19 protein-coding genes are annotated in these 17,204 nt (G+C 46.4%); 14 read left to right on the forward strand and 5 right to left on the reverse strand.

The genetic code is table 11. The features are described 5' to 3' along the window. Positions 1-33 precede the first annotated feature (33 nt). Complete coding sequence (gene fliE / locus ABWP91_RS05625; protein ID WP_102139625.1) at positions 34-345, reverse strand: flagellar hook-basal body complex protein FliE; 312 nt, start codon at positions 343-345, stop codon at positions 34-36. A 243-nt stretch (positions 346-588) separates the two neighbouring features. On the opposite strand from fliE, the gene fliF reads away from it, so the two are divergent. From fliF to ABWP91_RS05695, 14 genes are all read left to right on the forward strand, one after another. Further along, positions 589-2,271 carry a flagellar basal-body MS-ring/collar protein FliF gene (gene fliF, locus ABWP91_RS05630; protein ID WP_353242427.1) on the forward strand — a complete coding sequence of 561 codons (1,683 nt, stop codon included), beginning with the start codon at positions 589-591 and terminating at the stop codon, positions 2,269-2,271. After that, positions 2,271-3,263 (forward strand): flagellar motor switch protein FliG, encoded by a 993-nt coding sequence (gene fliG, locus ABWP91_RS05635; protein WP_206083871.1) that lies wholly within the window; start codon positions 2,271-2,273, stop codon positions 3,261-3,263. Before fliF ends, fliG begins: the two co-directional genes overlap by 1 nt. After that, complete coding sequence (gene fliH / locus ABWP91_RS05640) at positions 3,256-3,987, forward strand: flagellar assembly protein FliH (protein WP_353242428.1); 732 nt, start codon at positions 3,256-3,258, stop codon at positions 3,985-3,987. The genes fliG and fliH overlap by 8 nt, the downstream gene beginning before the upstream one ends. Next, the gene (fliI, locus tag ABWP91_RS05645; RefSeq protein ID WP_353242429.1) at positions 3,984-5,351 is read left to right on the forward strand and encodes a flagellar protein export ATPase FliI; all 1,368 of its coding nucleotides are present in this window, start codon (positions 3,984-3,986) and stop codon (positions 5,349-5,351) included. Before fliH ends, fliI begins: the two co-directional genes overlap by 4 nt. A gap of 8 nt (positions 5,352-5,359) precedes the next feature. Beyond that, the gene (gene fliJ / locus ABWP91_RS05650) at positions 5,360-5,803 is read left to right on the forward strand and encodes a flagellar export protein FliJ (RefSeq protein WP_353242430.1); all 444 of its coding nucleotides are present in this window, start codon (positions 5,360-5,362) and stop codon (positions 5,801-5,803) included. Further along, positions 5,804-7,171 carry a flagellar hook-length control protein FliK gene (locus ABWP91_RS05655; protein ID WP_353242431.1) on the forward strand — a complete coding sequence of 456 codons (1,368 nt, stop codon included), beginning with the start codon at positions 5,804-5,806 and terminating at the stop codon, positions 7,169-7,171. 164 nt (positions 7,172-7,335) lie between these two features. Next, positions 7,336-7,812 (forward strand): flagellar basal body-associated protein FliL, encoded by a 477-nt coding sequence (gene fliL / locus ABWP91_RS05660; RefSeq protein WP_219249045.1) that lies wholly within the window; start codon positions 7,336-7,338, stop codon positions 7,810-7,812. A gap of 5 nt (positions 7,813-7,817) precedes the next feature. Further along, on the forward strand, positions 7,818-8,825 hold the full coding sequence (gene fliM, locus ABWP91_RS05665) for a flagellar motor switch protein FliM (RefSeq protein WP_206083866.1): 1,008 nt from the start codon (positions 7,818-7,820) through the stop codon (positions 8,823-8,825). Then, positions 8,818-9,234 (forward strand): flagellar motor switch protein FliN, encoded by a 417-nt coding sequence (gene fliN, locus ABWP91_RS05670; RefSeq protein ID WP_198641268.1) that lies wholly within the window; start codon positions 8,818-8,820, stop codon positions 9,232-9,234. Before fliM ends, fliN begins: the two co-directional genes overlap by 8 nt. A 19-nt stretch (positions 9,235-9,253) precedes the next feature. Further along, the gene (gene fliO, locus ABWP91_RS05675) at positions 9,254-9,718 is read left to right on the forward strand and encodes a flagellar biosynthetic protein FliO (RefSeq protein WP_353242432.1); all 465 of its coding nucleotides are present in this window, start codon (positions 9,254-9,256) and stop codon (positions 9,716-9,718) included. Between the two features lie 12 nt (positions 9,719-9,730). After that, positions 9,731-10,474 carry a flagellar type III secretion system pore protein FliP gene (gene fliP, locus ABWP91_RS05680; RefSeq protein WP_353242433.1) on the forward strand — a complete coding sequence of 248 codons (744 nt, stop codon included), beginning with the start codon at positions 9,731-9,733 and terminating at the stop codon, positions 10,472-10,474. Between the two features lie 8 nt (positions 10,475-10,482). After that, positions 10,483-10,752 carry a flagellar biosynthesis protein FliQ gene (gene fliQ, locus ABWP91_RS05685; protein ID WP_219249052.1) on the forward strand — a complete coding sequence of 90 codons (270 nt, stop codon included), beginning with the start codon at positions 10,483-10,485 and terminating at the stop codon, positions 10,750-10,752. 2 nt (positions 10,753-10,754) lie between these two features. Beyond that, the gene (gene fliR, locus ABWP91_RS05690) at positions 10,755-11,534 is read left to right on the forward strand and encodes a flagellar biosynthetic protein FliR (RefSeq protein ID WP_353242434.1); all 780 of its coding nucleotides are present in this window, start codon (positions 10,755-10,757) and stop codon (positions 11,532-11,534) included. Between the two features lie 84 nt (positions 11,535-11,618). After that, a complete protein-coding gene (locus ABWP91_RS05695) occupies positions 11,619-12,281 on the forward strand; it encodes a DUF6304 family protein (RefSeq protein WP_353242435.1) in 663 nt (220 codons plus the stop codon). Positions 12,282-12,360: 79 nt separating this feature from the next. Here ABWP91_RS05695 and flgL read toward each other — a convergent pair whose 3' ends face one another. The 4 genes from flgL to ABWP91_RS05715 all read right to left on the reverse strand — a co-directional run bounded on the left by flgL (position 12,361) and on the right by ABWP91_RS05715 (position 17,192). Further along, positions 12,361-13,296 (reverse strand): flagellar hook-associated protein FlgL, encoded by a 936-nt coding sequence (gene flgL / locus ABWP91_RS05700; RefSeq protein ID WP_353242436.1) that lies wholly within the window; start codon positions 13,294-13,296, stop codon positions 12,361-12,363. Positions 13,297-13,324: 28 nt separating this feature from the next. Next, complete coding sequence (flgK, locus tag ABWP91_RS05705) at positions 13,325-14,968, reverse strand: flagellar hook-associated protein FlgK (RefSeq protein WP_353242437.1); 1,644 nt, start codon at positions 14,966-14,968, stop codon at positions 13,325-13,327. A 140-nt stretch (positions 14,969-15,108) separates the two neighbouring features. Further along, a complete protein-coding gene (flgJ, locus tag ABWP91_RS05710; RefSeq protein ID WP_353242438.1) occupies positions 15,109-16,089 on the reverse strand; it encodes a flagellar assembly peptidoglycan hydrolase FlgJ in 981 nt (326 codons plus the stop codon). Further along, complete coding sequence (locus ABWP91_RS05715) at positions 16,089-17,192, reverse strand: flagellar basal body P-ring protein FlgI (RefSeq protein ID WP_219249072.1); 1,104 nt, start codon at positions 17,190-17,192, stop codon at positions 16,089-16,091. The genes flgJ and ABWP91_RS05715 overlap by 1 nt, the downstream gene beginning before the upstream one ends. Positions 17,193-17,204 lie beyond the last annotated feature (12 nt).

The raw sequence follows: 17,204 nt of genomic DNA on the forward strand, positions 1-17,204 counted from the left end.
CATTAATTTATAATATTCAAACAGATAACCATATCACACTGGCATTGACATAATTTCTTGATATGCCGCCACTAACTTATTGCGGACTTGAATCCCCATTTGCAGGCTTAAACTAGCTTTTTGCATATCCACCATCACATCATTCAGGGAGATATCTTGTTTCCCAAGAGTGAAATTTTCAACTTGCTTCGCCGAGTCATTGCGCGTTTTATTGATTTGGTTAACGGATGCAACGAGGTGATCCGCGAAGCCTACGGGCTCGATAGCGGGCTTTATTGGGTTAGTCGCTTGCGTCGCCACCACATTTAATTGTGAAATAACCCCTTCAATGGCTTGAACTGTCATGATGCTCTCTTCTCAATATAGTGAATATGTACCACTAATTCATTCGTCGAGCTTACCCTATCACACCCTTTTCAACTTGAAGCCGATAAATAACACCAAAATTATAGGCTGATTCCGTCATTAGATTGCCCCAAGACAAGAAATAATAGCAAAGTGAAAAAGTGACGTTACGAAGAGGGAAATAACATTGTTTCACCAAAAGTATTTTCATCCGTCTAGTAGTCTGCCAAGCAGGGAATATTTATGAGTGCCGCATCTAAAGACACAGGAGAGGCTAAAAAAGGGTTTGCCTCAATGGTTGACCGCATTAAAGCCGATCCTAAAATACCGTTAATGATTGCAGCTGCTGCTGCCGTCGCAATTATCGTTGCCCTCCTTCTCTGGTTACGCAGCCCCGACTACCGTGTCCTGCTTAGCAACCTAAGTGCTAAGGATGGTGGGGACATTGTTGGTCAGCTAACGCAGATGAACGTCCCTTATCAAATCGCCGATAATGGTAGTGCTATTTTAGTTCCAGCCGATAAAGTGCACGAGTTGCGCTTAAAGCTGGCGCAATCAGGATTACCCAAAGGGGGTAACACAGGTTTCGAACTGTTGGATAAAGAACAGTTTGGTATTAGCCAATTTAGTGAGCAAATTAACTACCAGCGTGCACTAGAAGGTGAGTTATCGCGCACCATTGAGTCACTCAGCCCTGTACAAAGCGCTCGAGTGCACTTAGCTATCCCTAAACCGACCTTGTTTGTGCGTGAGCAAAAATTGCCGACTGCATCAGTCACGGTGGGCTTATTGCCGGGCAGAATGCTTGATGAAGGGCAAATTAGTGCTATCGTCCACATGGTGTCAAGCAGTGTCACAGGTCTGACCGCGACGAATGTCATTATTGTTGACCAAGCGGGCCGCTTACTCACCAATAACGATAACAGCCAGCAATCCGCCAACAGTGCGCAAATTAAAATGACCAAAGAGATGGAATCCCATCTTAAACAGCGCATTGAAGATATTCTTTCCCCATTAGTGGGCCGTGCCAATATTCATGCACAAGTCACTGCGCAAATGGATTTCTCCAAGGTTGAACAAACCTCGGAAGAATATAAGCCAAATCAAACAGCTGACAGCGCCGCTATTCGTTCCCGCCAAAACAGCCAAAGTATGCAAAATAACAATGGCGGAACAGGTGGCGTACCGGGTGCGTTATCAAACCAACCTGTTAGCGCACCAACTGCGCCTATTGAAACGAACAAAGAGAATAAAGACGCACAGCAAACCACCAATAACCGGAATAACACGACTAACTCGCAAAGCGATGAAACCACCAATTACGAGGTGGATCGCAAAATTAGTCACACTCAACGGCAAATTGGCGTAGTTGATAGGCTCTCGGTCGCAGTTATCGTCAATTACCATTCACAAGAAGGTGAAAACGGCGCAGAAATGAAGCCATTGCCACCGGAAATGATGCAACAAATTGAAGCGTTAACCCGTGAAGCCATGGGCTACTCCACCGCGCGTGGTGACTCGCTAAATATCACCAACTCGTTATTTACGAATGACACGCCAATTGAAGTTGAACCGTCATTACTGGAAAGCCCGCAGTTTATCGCCCAATTACTGGATTACGGCAAAATTCTGCTAATTGCCCTAATTGCTTGGTTTATGTGGCGTTTTGGTATCAAACCACAATGGGTTAAATACCGTAAAACGCAGCAAGCGCAAACTGATGCCGAAATGTTTGTGGCAACTCAGATGAAAACACCACTTGTGGTGGACGAAGAAATTAACGAAGACATGGATGAGCAAACTCGCCGCCGTCTGACTCGCCAACGTGTTAGCGCTGAAATTCAAAGTCAACGTATTCGCGAAATGGCCGAAAAAGACCCACAAATCGTGGCAATGGTTATCCGTCAGTGGTTAGGAAAAGCGTAATGAGTTTAAGTGGAACAGAAAAAAGCGCCGTGATGTTAATGACACTCGGTGAAGATCAGGCAGCGGAAGTGTTTAAGCACCTGAATCCAAAAGAAGTTCAGCAACTGAGTATGGCGGTGTCTAACATGCGCCAGATCTCCAATAACGAACTGGCGGAAGTCCTCACCGAGTTTGAAGAGTCGGCAATTCAATTTGCGGCGCTGAACATTAATACCAATGACTACCTGCGCTCCGTCCTTATCAAAGCGCTGGGTGAAGAGCGTGCGGCAAGCCTGCTTGAAGATATCTTTGAAAAACAAGAGACTACCTCAGGTATCGAAAGCCTCAACTACATGGAGCCACAAACCGTTGCTGATATTATCCGTGATGAACATCCACAGATTATCGCCACTATTTTGGTTCACTTAAAACGCAACCTTGCAGCCGATGTGCTGGAACTGTTCGAAGAGCGCCAGCGCAACGACATTATGCTGCGTATCGCAACATTCGGTGGCGTACAGCCTGCGGCACTCGCCGAACTGACCGAAGTGTTAAACAATTTGCTGGATGGCCAAAACCTCAAACGCAGCAAAATGGGTGGCATAAGAACCGCGGCAGAAATTATCAACCTGATGAAAAGCCAGCAAGAAGAAAGCGTTATCGATGCGATGCGTGATTACGACGGTGAATTGGCGCAGCGCATCATTGATGAAATGTTCTTGTTCGAAAACCTTATCGAGGTGGACAACCGCAGCATTCAACGTATTTTGCAAGAAGTGTCTACCGACTCGCTGGTTATTGCCCTCAAAGGCAGCAACCAAGCTCTGCGCGACCACTTCCTCAACAATATGGCAGCTCGTGCAGCGGAAATTGTTCGCGACGATTTGGAATCCCGCTCACCAGTGCGTATGTCACAAGTGGAAAACGAACAGAAAGCTATCCTGCTGATTGTTCGCCGCTTAGTCGAGAAAGGCGAAATCGCCATCGGTGGCGGAGACGACGTGTATGTCTAAAACAAAACCAACCCATGACCAATGGCAGCCTTGGAAATTACGCGAACTTAATCAATGGGAGCTGAACTCATCTGCTATCCCATCATTAAGTGACGTCCCAGAGCCCGATGCACCCAAAGTGCCGTGCCTTGAGCCCAAAGAAGTGTTAGAGCAAATTAACCTGCTCGATAATATTAAAGAAGATGCCCAGCGTACTGGGTTTCAACAAGGCCATGAAAAAGGCCAAAAAGAAGGTTATCAAGCCGGGTTTGAACAAGGTTTACGGGCTGGCGAAGAGCAAGGGCGTGAACAAGCGCTCGCTTTGCAACAGCCCGTTATTGAAACGTGGCAGAAATTATTGTCGGAGTTTAATTACTCCCTTGATACCTTCGATACCGTAGTGACCACCAAGTTATTGCAGATTGCCTTAACCGCAGCAAAACAAGTGCTTGGGCAATCTACGGTTTGTGATGGCACCGCCCTACTCGAAGAGATCAGTAATCTCTTACAACAAAAACCTATTTTTACAGGGCAGCCTGAGTTACACGTCAACCCGAATCACTTTGAGTTGATTGAACAGCACCTTGGCTCGTTGCTAAGCCTGCATGGTTGGCGCTTAGTGGCTGACCCGAAACTGCACTTAGGTGGTTGCCGTGTGGTCGCCGAAGACGGTGAAATCGATATGACCGTCGCAACTCGCTGGCAAGAGCTGTGCCGCTTATATGCACCGGAGAGCCTTTCATGACCGCACGTTTGGGACGCTGGATTGCCTCGCTTGACGATTTAGGATCGCGAATGAAAGGGATCCCGATGGTGCGCCGTTATGGCCGTTTAACCAAAATTACGGGGTTAGTTATGGAAGCCGAGGGGATAAAAATGCCTCTTGGTGCGACCTGTTTTATTGAGCGTTCCATTAATGGCGGCACGGATGAAGTGGTTTGCGAAGTAGTCGGTTTTAACGGCCCACGCATGTTACTGATGCCACTCGCTGACCTTGAAGGAATCGCCCCCGGAGCCCGTGTTTATGCGCAATCAACGGGTGATGACGGGCAAACCAGCCGTTTACTGCCGATTGGTAATGAATTACTTGGCCGCGTATTGGATGCCCAAGGCACGCCCCTTGATGGTAAAGGGCCTTTAGAAGTAAAAACCCGTGCACCGCTCATCACACCACCTATCAACCCGCTAGAGCGTACGCCGATTAGTAGCGTGCTAGATGTAGGCGTTCGCGCAATCAATGCCTTACTTACCGTTGGACGCGGGCAGCGTATGGGCTTATTTGCAGGCTCAGGTGTGGGGAAAAGTGTGCTGCTAGGCATGATGGCGCGGTTTACGCAAGCCGATATTATTGTCGTTGGTTTAATTGGTGAACGGGGACGTGAAGTTAAAGACTTTATCGAAAATATTTTAGGCGCAGAGGGCTTAAAACGCGCGGTTGTGGTTGCTGCACCTGCCGACGTTTCGCCTCTTTTGCGTATGCAAGGTGCCTCCTACGCCACGCGTATTGCCGAGTACTTTCGCGACCAAGGCCTTAGCGTATTGCTGATTATGGACTCACTCACCCGTTATAGTATGGCACAGCGTGAGATTGCCCTTGCTGTAGGTGAGCCCCCTGCAACAAAAGGCTACCCACCGTCTGTTTTCGCTAAATTACCTGCGCTCGTTGAACGTGCCGGTAACGGTAAAAATGGTGGTTCGATCACCGCGTTTTACACGGTATTGACCGAGGGGGATGACCAACAAGACCCAATCGCAGACTCTGCTCGCGCTATTCTTGATGGGCACATTGTGCTTTCGCGCTCTTTAGCCGAATCTGGGCACTACCCTGCTATTGATATTGAAGCCTCTATAAGCCGTGCGATGACCGAATTAATTCCGAAGGAACACTATCGGAAGATTCAGCGGTTTAAACAATTAACGTCAAGCTACCAGCGTAACCGCGATTTAATCAATGTTGGGGCATATGCCATGGGGAGCGACCCTATGTTGGATACCGCTATTCAGTATTACCCACGGATGTCGAAATTTTTGCAGCAAGATATTGATGAGCGTTGTGACTATCAAACTGCTTGCGAACAACTCATGCATGTTGTTCCCAACGAGCAATGAGGGGATAAATGGCCAAAAACAATGCGTTGGCAACTTTGCTCAGTTTAGCTGAGGAAGCCTCTGAAGAGGCCGCAAAAGTGTTAGCTCAAGTGCGCCAAACACACACGCAAATGGCGCAACAATTGAGTATGTTGGAAAACTACCAATCGGAATACCGACAGAAGCTAAACCAAACACTATACAGTGGGATGGCATCGGATAAGTGGCAGAATTACCAACAGTTTTTGGTCACCTTAGAACTGACCATCGAACAGCAACAGCAGCAACTTAATGTATGGGAACAACGGGTTAACGATGCCAACCGCCATTGGCAAGAAAAACAGCAACGCGTCAATGCATTCGATACTTTAATTCAACGCGCTGAACAAACTGAATACCAACGTCAAAATCGCTTAGAGCAAAAGCAAATGGATGAATTTGCTCAACGCGCGACTTTACGGAGACCACAATAGATGGACATCAACGCTAACAGCGTGCCAACACATGCGCCTGCCAAAAACAGTAACGCGCAGCAACATGGATCACGCATTGATGAAGACCAAGCCCCAGCCCTGCCTTTTCAAGCAGTGCTGGATAACCAACAGCCTGCGCCTAAAGAAAGTACGGTGACCTCGCCTATTGACGAAAAATCAGTCAACAAAGAGATTGTTGATAACAAGCTGGCTGGGCTGAATGAAAAAGCCGCTGAGCCCGCCAGTGGCGTGCAAAAAAGTGCTGAAAACACCATCGAACAGTTGAATTTTAGCCGTAATTTGCGCCCAGATAGCGTACAAACCGCATTGAATGCCGATTTATTAACGGGCAAAGATGCCAATGAACAATCTTGGCTCAATAACTTAAAACAATCGTTAAGCAATCAAGCTCAATTAACAGGGAGGCCATCCGCAGCGCCAGAAGCGCATCCCACACTTGGGGCATTTACCCAACGTATGCAACAGCTTAACCAAGGTACTCATGAAGTATTACCTGATGACGGCAAGCACCTCGAAGGCTCGCAATTGCAATTAGCCGGTGAAGACGAAGCCCCTGCTTTAGGCACCGTGATTAAGAACGAAAAAGAAGAGCGCCGCGACCAACCGCTTTTTGCACTTGATAACCAACGTGATGTCCGTGGGAAAAACCTGACTCAGGACTTTATGCCGTTGAACAAAAAAGTTAGTGACAAAGATACCCTTGCTAACGTGCAAACGCTGACGAACGAAACGTTAAACCAAACGGCAAAAGGCGCGTTTACCTTGCAAACGGACACTGGGGCATTTACCTCCAGTACCTCTCAGCATACCTCCGCGCAGCCAATCAGTATGATGCCGACGGCCTCAACGGTTCAAGCAGCAACGATGAACGCACCAACCGCAGTCCCTACCCAGCATTTAACCAGCCAATTAGGCAGCGAAGCATGGCAACAGCAGCTAAGCCAGCACATGCTGTTTTTCTCACGCCAAGGGGTTTCCCAAGCACAAATCCGCTTACACCCTGAAGAGTTAGGTTCGCTCAATGTGCATTTACGCATTGAAGACAACCAAGCGGTAATGCACTTTGTGTCGCCTCACAGCCATGTTCGCGCAGCGATGGAATCGATGATGCCAGTGTTGCGCAGTGCACTACAAGAAAGTGGCATTCATTTGGCACAAGGCTCTGTTGGGCAAGAGAACTTAAACCAGCAATCCGATGGTTCACAACAAGGCTCACAACAGCAGCGGGATGGGCAAATTCAAGCAACACATCCGTCGGTCGGCGTGGTTGGCATCAGTGAGTCTAACGCCACTGTTTCTACGAAAACGACCCAAGTTCGCCAAGGTGGTATCAGCACCTTTGCATAATTAATAAACAAAATGCGGTGATTTCACAACTAAAGCGCCGAGTTACCGCCTTTTTGTTTCGTTTTTCACTCCTTTAACTCTCAACAAGCAAGCCATAATGCTAGAGATCATAAAGAAAAAAACCCATTTGGGTTTAGCATCCAAGAAACAGGAATTCAGCTAACATGTCGTCACGCAAAGAATCTAAACGTTCGAATAAAGGGTTGCTCATTCTGTTCGCCCTTGTTGCCCTCGCGGGTGCTGGTTTTGGTGGGTACACCTGGTGGACGACACAGCAAGGCCCTCAAGCGCTGAGTGAAGAAGAAAAGCGCCCAAATATGCCTCAACCCATCTTTATGGAGTTAGAGCCGTTTACGGTGAACTTGGCTGGCGTTGACGGCCCTGACCGCGTGCTCTATATCCACGTGACATTGCGCCTTGCGAACGAAAAATCTCGCAAGCAACTTCATGAATACCTTCCTGAAGTTCGCAGTCGCTTACTGCTACTTTTATCAGAGCAAAAAGCCAAAAACATTGAAAATCATGATGGTAAGTTGCAGCTAATGAAAGAAATTAAGCAAACACTCACCCCAACCCTGATCCCCGGCGATACCGATCAGGATATTTCCGATGTGTTATTTACGACTTTTATTCTGCGGTAATATTCATGAGCGATAATATTTTATCTCAGGCTGAAATTGATGCGCTTCTTAATGATGATGCGCCATCAAGCAACACGCCTGCACCTGAAATGCAAGGGAAAGACCATGTCCGCCCTTACGACCCGAATACCCAACGTCGGGTTATTCGTGAGCGCATGCAGTCCCTTGAAATCATTAATGAGCGTTTCGCCCGTCAGTTCCGCATGGGTCTGTTTAACATGTTGCGCCGTAGCCCTGACATTACCGTTGGTGGCATTAAAATCGAGCCTTATCATGAATTTGCTCGTAACTTACCGGTGCCAACAAACTTAAACCTGATCCACATGCCACCGTTGCGAGGCACAGCCCTATTTACCTTCGAACCTGCGTTAGTGTATATCGCAGTTGATAACTTATTTGGTGGCGATGGCCGTTTCCCTGTTCGCCAAGAAGGTAAAGAGTTTACCAATACCGAACAGCGCATAATTAATCGTATGTTGAAATTAGCACTGGGCGCTTACCGTGATGCCTGGAAGCCCATTGCCGATATCGAAGTGGAATATGTGCGCTCTGAAGTGCAAGTTAAATTTACCAATATCACCACCTCGCCAAACGACATTGTCGTCACGACCCCGTTTTTAGTTGAGATTGGCAACACGGTGGGTGAATTCAGTATTTGTATCCCTATTGCCATGATTGAGCCGTTGCGTGAGCGTTTAATCAACCCACCGGTGGAGCAAGGGCATCAGGAAAATGAAGCATGGGTCTCTAACCTTGTGACCCAAGTGAAACGTTCTGAACTTGAGTTGGTTGCCAACTTTGTTGACATTCCAATGCGAATTTCTCGCTTACTGCAACTGCAAAAAGGGGATGTAATCCCTATTGAGAAGCCAGATCGCCTGATGGTGAATGTTGATGGCGTGCCGGTCTTAACCAGTCAATACGGCACCCAAAATGGCCAATATGCGTTGCGTGTAGAACATTTGATTAACCCTGTTTTAAACACTCTAGATGAGGAAAGTACCAATGAGTGAGGCGAAGAACTCTCCTGATGCATCAACCAATCACGACAGTGAAGACCTGTGGGCTGAAGCGTTAGAACAGCAAAAAAAAGCGGAATCCGCCTCTGCTGGTGCACAGGCCTTTGATAGCTTTGATGGGCAAAATCCATTAAATCAGTTATCCGATATCGACATGATTATGGATATTCCCGTTCGCCTATCGGTTGAGCTAGGTCGCACAAAAATGACCATTAAAAAGCTGCTGAGTTTATCCCAAGGTTCCGTGGTGTCTTTAGACGGTTTAGCGGGCGAGCCACTGGATATTTTAATCAACGGTTATTTAATTGCGCAGGGTGAAGTGGTCGTGGTTTCAGATAATTACGGTATCCGTATTACTGACATCATTACACCATCAGAACGTATGCGCCGCTTAAGCCGTTAAGATACAAGGGCAATTGCCAATGACGATGTTTTCACAAATCGAGCCAGTGACGCCACCGCAAACGGCACCATTTTTAGCCAATACGATTGCGCACAGCGAACCAAATGCACCGGCCATTAACCAAAACGATAGCTTGGTGCAAATTTCAGGTTCACTCGGCGGTATTATTTTACTGATCCTAGCTGGTGCTTGGTTGGTGAAAAAGCTAGGGTTCGCGCCAAAAAAATTTGGCAAAGACTCACTGGTGAAAGTCAAAAGCAGTTGCTCGTTAGGCAATAAAGAACGGGTTGTCGTGGTCGAAGTAAATAACGAATGTTTGGTGCTGGGTGTGACGGCGCAAAGTATCAATGTGCTGCATCAATACCCTGCACTAGCCGAACATTTGCCAGTTTCAACCAATGAGCCACTGACTTTTCAATCTGTTTTCAAGAAAAAACAAGATGCTGCGAACCTTGCGGCGTCAGTGACTCCTTTGTATAAGTAGCCGGAAGCTCGCATGTTACCTGTAAAAAACTCGCTGTTCGTTGCTGCGCTTCTGTTTGCTTTACCCAGTTCTGCTTTTGCAGCATTACCCGCGGTTATCAGCCACAGCTTGGCTGATGGCGGGCAAACTTGGTCATTACCTGTCCAAACCTTACTGTTTTTAACGTTATTAGGTTTTATTCCCGCTTTACTGTTAATGATGACCAGTTTTACGCGCATCATTATCGTGCTGGGGTTACTGCGAAATGCGCTAGGAACACCATCTGCTCCACCTAACCAAGTGTTACTTGGCTTAGCGCTGTTTCTAACGTTTTTCGTGATGTCCCCCGTTGCAGACCAAGTCTATCGTGAAGCCTATCAACCCTTCAGTGAAGATAAGATCAGCCTTGAAACGGCTTTGGAAAAAGGCACTGCGCCACTGCGCACCTTTATGTTAGGGCAAACCCGTGAATCTGACCTTGCGTTATTCGCCCGTATTGCCAAAGTGGGTGATATCCAAGAAGCCAAAGATGTGCCGCTGCGTATTTTAGTCCCTGCGTTTATTACCAGTGAGCTAAAAACCGCCTTTCAGATTGGCTTTACGATTTTCATTCCGTTTTTGATCATCGACTTAGTGGTCGCCAGCGTCTTGATGGCATTGGGGATGATGATGGTTCCCCCCGCAACGGTTTCATTGCCATTTAAGCTGATGTTATTTGTTCTCGTTGATGGCTGGCAATTATTGCTTGGCTCATTATCGCAAAGCTTTTTTAATTAGGAGCAATTATGACACCTGAATCCGTAATGGCGATGGGAACAGAAGCGATGAAAATCGCACTAATGCTAGCGGCGCCGCTATTACTTGCCGCCCTTGCGGCGGGTTTGATTATCAGCTTGCTACAAGCCGCGACCCAAGTTAACGAGATGACGTTATCTTTTATTCCCAAAATTTTGTCGGTAATTTCGGTGATCATTATTGCTGGCCCATGGATGCTCAATCTATTGATTGATTACATGCGTACGTTGCTCAGTAATTTACCCTTTATGATTGGCTAACGATGTTAACCATTACCAGCGAAACCCTGACCCTTTGGCTCAGCCAAGGTTTTTACCCGTTTATACGCCTCTTAGCGCTGCTGGGTACAGCGCCTTTTTTCAATGAAAAACAGTCTATTACCAAAGTTCGGGTTGCACTCGCCTTTTTTGTTGTCTTGATTATTTCGCCGCAACTTCCCGTCGTGAATATTCCGTTATTTTCGGCAATGGGCTTATGGGTGATTGTGCAACAAATGGTGATTGGCGTCGCGATGGGCCTAACGATGCAAATGGCGTTTGCCGCCGTTCGTCATGCAGGGGAAGTGATTGGTTTACAGATGGGGTTATCGTTCGCCACCTTTTTTGACCCAACGGGTGGCCCAAACATGCCAATTTTAGGGCGTATTTTTAACGTGATCACGATTTTGTTGTTTCTCGCCTTTGATGGCCATTTATGGCTGATTTATATTGTTGTGAACTCATTTGAGCTGATCCCCATTCAAACCAATCCCCTTAACCGCGACGGTTTTTGGGTATTTGCACAATTTGCAAACACTATATTTATTAATGGGTTAATGCTAGCCCTACCCTTTATCACCCTGTTTTTGATCCTCAACCTTGCGCTGGGTATTCTCAACCGTATGACCCCACAACTGTCTGTTTTCGTGGTCGGTTTCCCGCTCACCCTGACCATCGGTATCAGCATGTTAGGGTTAATTATCTCCATCCTCCCCCGTTATACCGAACGCCTTATCCACCAAGCGTTCGAGCAGCTTTCACTGATGTTTAATTTGTTTGTTTGAGAGCGTATTGCAGCCAAATCTGAGTTTCCTTATCTCTATCTGTTGTTATGATTAGCTTAAATCGCAAAATCAAAGTAGTCACTTATGTCTCTTAAATCATTTTATTGGCCTCTGACTTATATCGACAGTTATGGTTCTAACCATACGACGGTAACATCTGATGGCTATTCATTGCAGTTTACTCTACGGGGTATCTGTTTTATCGGAACTGCTTTTAACTTGTTATCATTCAATTTATTAGAAAAACAATATGTTGAACGACATTTTGATATCGATGAATATGAAACCCTACAAGGGCTTTTTTCTGTTGAACTTAAGTTACCTGTAATGTACTGCCAACAACGTGATTTTGCCAATCTCAAACTCGCATTTGATTATTGCCATAACAGGAATGATATTACCTACATCTTTAATTACCAAGGGCAAGCTTTGACCTCTGAGCAACGCTTCTCATTTATTGAAGACCTCTTATTCGATATTCAACAAAAACTTCCTCAATCAACCCAATTACATTGCTGCATGACTTGCCGCTACTCTCATTACCACCCCGTTGGGAACAATGACTTTGGCGGGCTAGCCTGTTTTAAATTACTACGGAAACAGGCTGAGAAAGTACAGGATAAATCGGCGGTCATGGCACTCTTTGAGCAAAGTGTTGAAGAAGGAAAGCACCGTGTTGTGCAAGAAACTTTTTTGTGTTCAAGTTATCAGACGATTGAGGAAAATTGGTGTTATAAACGCTTTTAGCATTAACCACCCCCAAAAACAAAAAACCGCGCTCCAATGACGGCGAAGCGCGGTTGAGTAGAACTCAATATTGAGATGATTAACGACTACCGAATAACGACATGCTGTTTAAATCTTTAAAAATACTTTGTGAAGCTTCAAACATCGCTTTTTCTTTATAATAGTCCGTTGTGGTGCCTGTCCAATTGGTTTCCAATAACTCACTTTTGCGGGCAGCATTTTGAATCGAACGCGTGTCCGCTAAGAAATCCAATTTATCAATTTCTTGCAGCTGTAAACCTTGTTTCGCTTCAATATTGGAAATTTGGTCGAGGGCCGCTTTAATGCCACGGTTTGCTTCATCCATTCCTGCTTGAGCGCGGTCTAAATCAGCTTGAGGCGCATCTTGCTGTGGGATTTTCAGGGCAGCGATACCGGCATTCAAGGCTTTGAAAACATTTACTACATTGCTGCTGTCTGTATCAAATACCTGAGCACCCGTAAAATAGGTCGTCATTTCACGGTCACTGGAGACATTTTGCATCACCGCTTTATCACCACCGTGATAGAGCACATCACCATCTGCGTTAATTTCAAAAGGCGGTTTATCCGATTTAAAACCGGCAAAAATATAGCGGCCATTACCATCGGTAGAGTTACCAAGTCCCACTAACTGCTCTTTTAAACCCGTTAATTGCTCTGCGAGAGTATTGCGGTCTTTATCACTCAAACCCCCTTGGTTAGAGGCTTGAATGATTGTGGTATCGATTTGCGTAGTGACATCCGTCATTTGAGTCAAAATACTCATTTGCAATGTCATACCCGTTTTCGCAAATCCACGGGTGGCAACGTATTGCTGGTTGCGGGTTTCTGATTGGTTAATTCGTACCGCTTGGGATGACGCTTGCGGGTCATCCGACGGTTTTCTGACACGGTGACCTGACGCTAATTGGCTACCCGCTTCCATCCAACGCGCTTGGGAATTATTCATATCCTGTAAGCGTTGGTGGTAAATCATATTTGTGCTTAAACGCATCGCTAAATCCTTATTATGTCGCTAAAACTTAGAACGCACGCATCAGCGCATTAAACAAATCATCCACGGTTTTCAACACTTGTGCATTGGCGTTGAAAAACTGGGTGATCTTCTGCATTTGAATACTTTCTTCGTTCATATTCACGCCAGAGATAGCTTGCTCTTGTTCATAGAAGCTCTCGGTCATTTTGTTTTGCGTTTCAGCGTCAATTTGCGCTTGCTTGGTTTTGCTACCCACATCATTAACAAGTGTCGCGTAGAAGTCTGAAAACGTTGAGCCGCCATCAATCAGTTTTTGGTCTTGTAATTTGACGAGTTCTTTGATGTTTTCGTTATCACCTGGGCCACTGTCTTTACTGCCTGCGCCAGCAAATTTGCTTGCATCATTAATCAGCGTTTGCATGCCATTAATCACGCCACTTACAGGTTTTGCGAGGAATGAATCACCTTTTTGCGCGCTGCTGTTGCTGATATTGATTTCAATACCATCAAATTTCAGCATTGATGCTGTTGAGTCATCATCTAAAGCGACTTTCGTGCCTTCAGGTAAACGCGTCACATTCCAGCCGTCATCACCAAAGCGAATTTCATAATTACTGCCTGTGACTTTGGAAACATCACTGTATTTCAAGTCAAAATCGGCTTTGCCTGTATTGTGGGTATTGCTCACCACATTGCCTTTACCGATTTCAAAGAAGTTCTCACCCGTTGTACCGCTGGCATCATAGCCTTTACTGTGGACTTCATTGAATTTGGTGGCAAAAACCAGCGCAAGCTTATTGAGTTTTTGATACGCAGGGTCGATAACCTCTTGGCGTGAGCGCAAAATACCGCTTAGCTCGCCACCACGGAAAGACTCATCAGGAATTTCACGGGCTTGGCCATTTGCACCAACGAAACCAACGCTAAAGCGGCTGTCATCTTTCGAGGATGGAACGGCTTCTAAGCGGTTCGCTTTTTCGCCTGTGACTAGCGGTAAGCCATTGGCAAACGTGACGTTATAGTTGCCATTTTGCTCAATCACTTTAACGCCAATTAACGAGTTGACCTCGTTAACTAAACGGTCGCGCACATCGAGCAAATCATTTGGTTCAGAGCCACTAACAGAACGCACGCGGGAAATCTGCTGGTTTAAACCCGCAATTTTCTCAGCGTAGATATTGATGTCTTTCACCTTGTTTTCGATTTGGCGATTAACATCACGTTCCATTTCTTGCAGGCGTCTGTCCGCTTCTTTAAATTGACTTACCAGTGCATTGGAGTTGCCAAGGAAAACATCAATTAATGTTTTATCGCTGGCATCGCTCGTCGCCGCATCCAATGACGTAAAGAAGCTGCCAATATTGCTGGAAATATCTTCGATATCATTAGTTAGCAAATCATCGACTTTATTACAGTTCTTAACGTACGCTTCGTAGTCACCACTGCGAGCACGAGCTTGGCTGTACTGCGCATTGATAAATTCATCAAACTCACGGCGAACATGGCTGAAATAAGTGCCGTTACCAAAATAGCCACTCGGTGTCATCGTACCGGGATTCTCCCCGAAAACAGCACTTTGGCGGTGATAATACCCTACACCGGCGTTGGCTAAGTTGTTAGAAATCACACTTAACCCGCCTTGTGCAGCGTTCACACCACTGAGCGCATTATTCATTACATTGTTCAGCATAAGCTTTCCTGTTCTGGGTGCGTATCGCGTTCATTGGCTGACACAATGTCGGCGATAGCAACTCAAATTATTTAGAGCATGTTTAGTTATCGGAAAATCGGCGTAATTATTTAGCCCTAACTCGTATAAATTCCATGTTTTTAGAAAATATCATTTAAGTCGATGGTATAGGCCTGCACCGCACGTGATGCGGAGGTATTCGCCGCAGGTTGGTGGCCTCGTATCTGGTTAATTAATTTAATTAATTTGTCAGAATACCCCGGGTCGGTGGCATAGCCTGCTTGGTGTAAACGGCGAGCCGCAATCTCAGGGGTTGGCGCTTTTTTAACGTCTTTATAACGCGGGTTATCCGTCAATAAACTGATGTAATCCGCAATGGCCTCTTCATAGGAGCCATATACACGAAAATCATCGCGCATTTTAACCGTTTGCCCGTTGATCACTTCTGTCGTCATGATATTGGTGACGGGCCCCTGCCAACTTTTCCCAGCTTTAATGCCAAATAAGTTATGGCTGGTTTTACCATCCATTTTTAAAATTTCTCGTTGCCCCCAGCCGCTTTCCAGCGCTGCTTGCGCTAATACCAGAAAATGAGAAATGCCACTGTCTTTGCTCGCCGCCTTGGCAGGCTCAAGCAAACGGCTGATAAAGTTGCTGCTATTGAGTGATAACGCTTTGATTTTTTGCAAGGGTGCAGAAAGCGTATCCCCCATCGGGGCAAAATGGCGCATCATCTGTTCCATATTAAATGGCGGCAAAGATTGCACCGTTTTTTCATCAAATGGCAATAAACTGTTGGAATTTGGGACGCTTGACGTGTGTTGGTCGCGGGTCAGTTGTTGGTACATCATTTCCCCAAAACCTAACCCTTTTTGGGAGAGGTCTTGGGCGATTTGTTGGTCATACATACTGGTCAACATGCGCGTTTGGTCATTGGAAAATAGTCCATCCTGCGGGAGTGCATCACGCATGCTTTTTAGCATCATTTGGACAAATGTCGCTTCCAATTGCTGCGTGACTTGGCGCAGCCCTTGCTCTGTGTTTTTATTCAACTCGCCCTTTAATTGACTCAGTGACTGCAAATCGAACGCCGCACCTTGCAATAGCTGCATATCACCCATTAGATAATCTCCAATTTCGCACGTAAGCAACCCGCACTTTCCATCGCTTGCAAAATCGACATCAAGTCGTTTGGTGTTGCCCCTAACGTATTCAAGGCTTGGATCACTTGGTTGAGCTGCACGCTGGCATTCACTTTTTGCAGTGCACCGCCACGGTCTTGTACGCCAACACTGGTGTTACGGGTTACCACTGTTTGTCCGCCCGCAAATGGCGTATCTGGCTGGCTAACTTGAGTTTGTCTTTCCACGGTGACTGCCAAACTGCCGTGTGCCACAGCGCAGCTTTCCAGTGTCACGCTACGGTTGATCACCACCGAGCCCGTTCGTGAATTTAATATCACTTTGGCTTCTGCCATTGGGGTGCGAACATTCAGTTCTTGGACTCGCGCAAGGAAACGCACTTGGTCACGGTTATTAGCTGGCACTAATAATTGCACCGTACGGGAATCCAACGCGCTAGCCGTTCCCATTCCACCCATTCGATTGACTGCATCTGCGATATCTTGCGCCAATGTGAAGCTATCTTCGTTTAATTGCAGGTTTATGGCACCACTTTGGCCAAAACTGCTTGGCAGTTCACGCTCAATAGTTGCCCCGCCAGTAATGCGCCCACCATTCAGTTGATTGACTTTGATGCTACTACCGCCACCACTCGCACCTGCGCCACCCACTAAAATATTGCCCTGTGCCATGGCATAGATTTGTCCATCGACGCCTTTTAATGGCGTCATTAAGAGTGTACCGCCACGTAAGCTTTTCGCGTTACCCATGGAGGAGACCACGATATCCACCGATTGCCCTGTGCGTGCAAAAGGCGGCAGTTTTGCCGTAACCATCACCGCTGCCACGTTTTTGAGCTGCATATTGGTGCCTGGTGGAACGGTGATCCCCATCTGGGACAGCATGTTGTTCAAGCTTTGCGTGGTAAACGGCGTTTGCATGGTTTGGTCACCCGTGCCATCCAAGCCCACCACTAAACCGTAACCAATCAAGGCGTTATCGCGCACACCTTGAACGGTGGTTAAATCTTTAATACGCTCACTGTGCGCCGAAAAGGTAAAAAGGCAAAACAGTGATAGCAAAATTAATACGTTGTTTTTCATTGAATTCTCTCG

It is taken from the genome of Providencia sp. (assembly GCF_040396775.1).
Taxonomy (GTDB): Bacteria; Pseudomonadota; Gammaproteobacteria; order Enterobacterales; family Enterobacteriaceae; genus Providencia.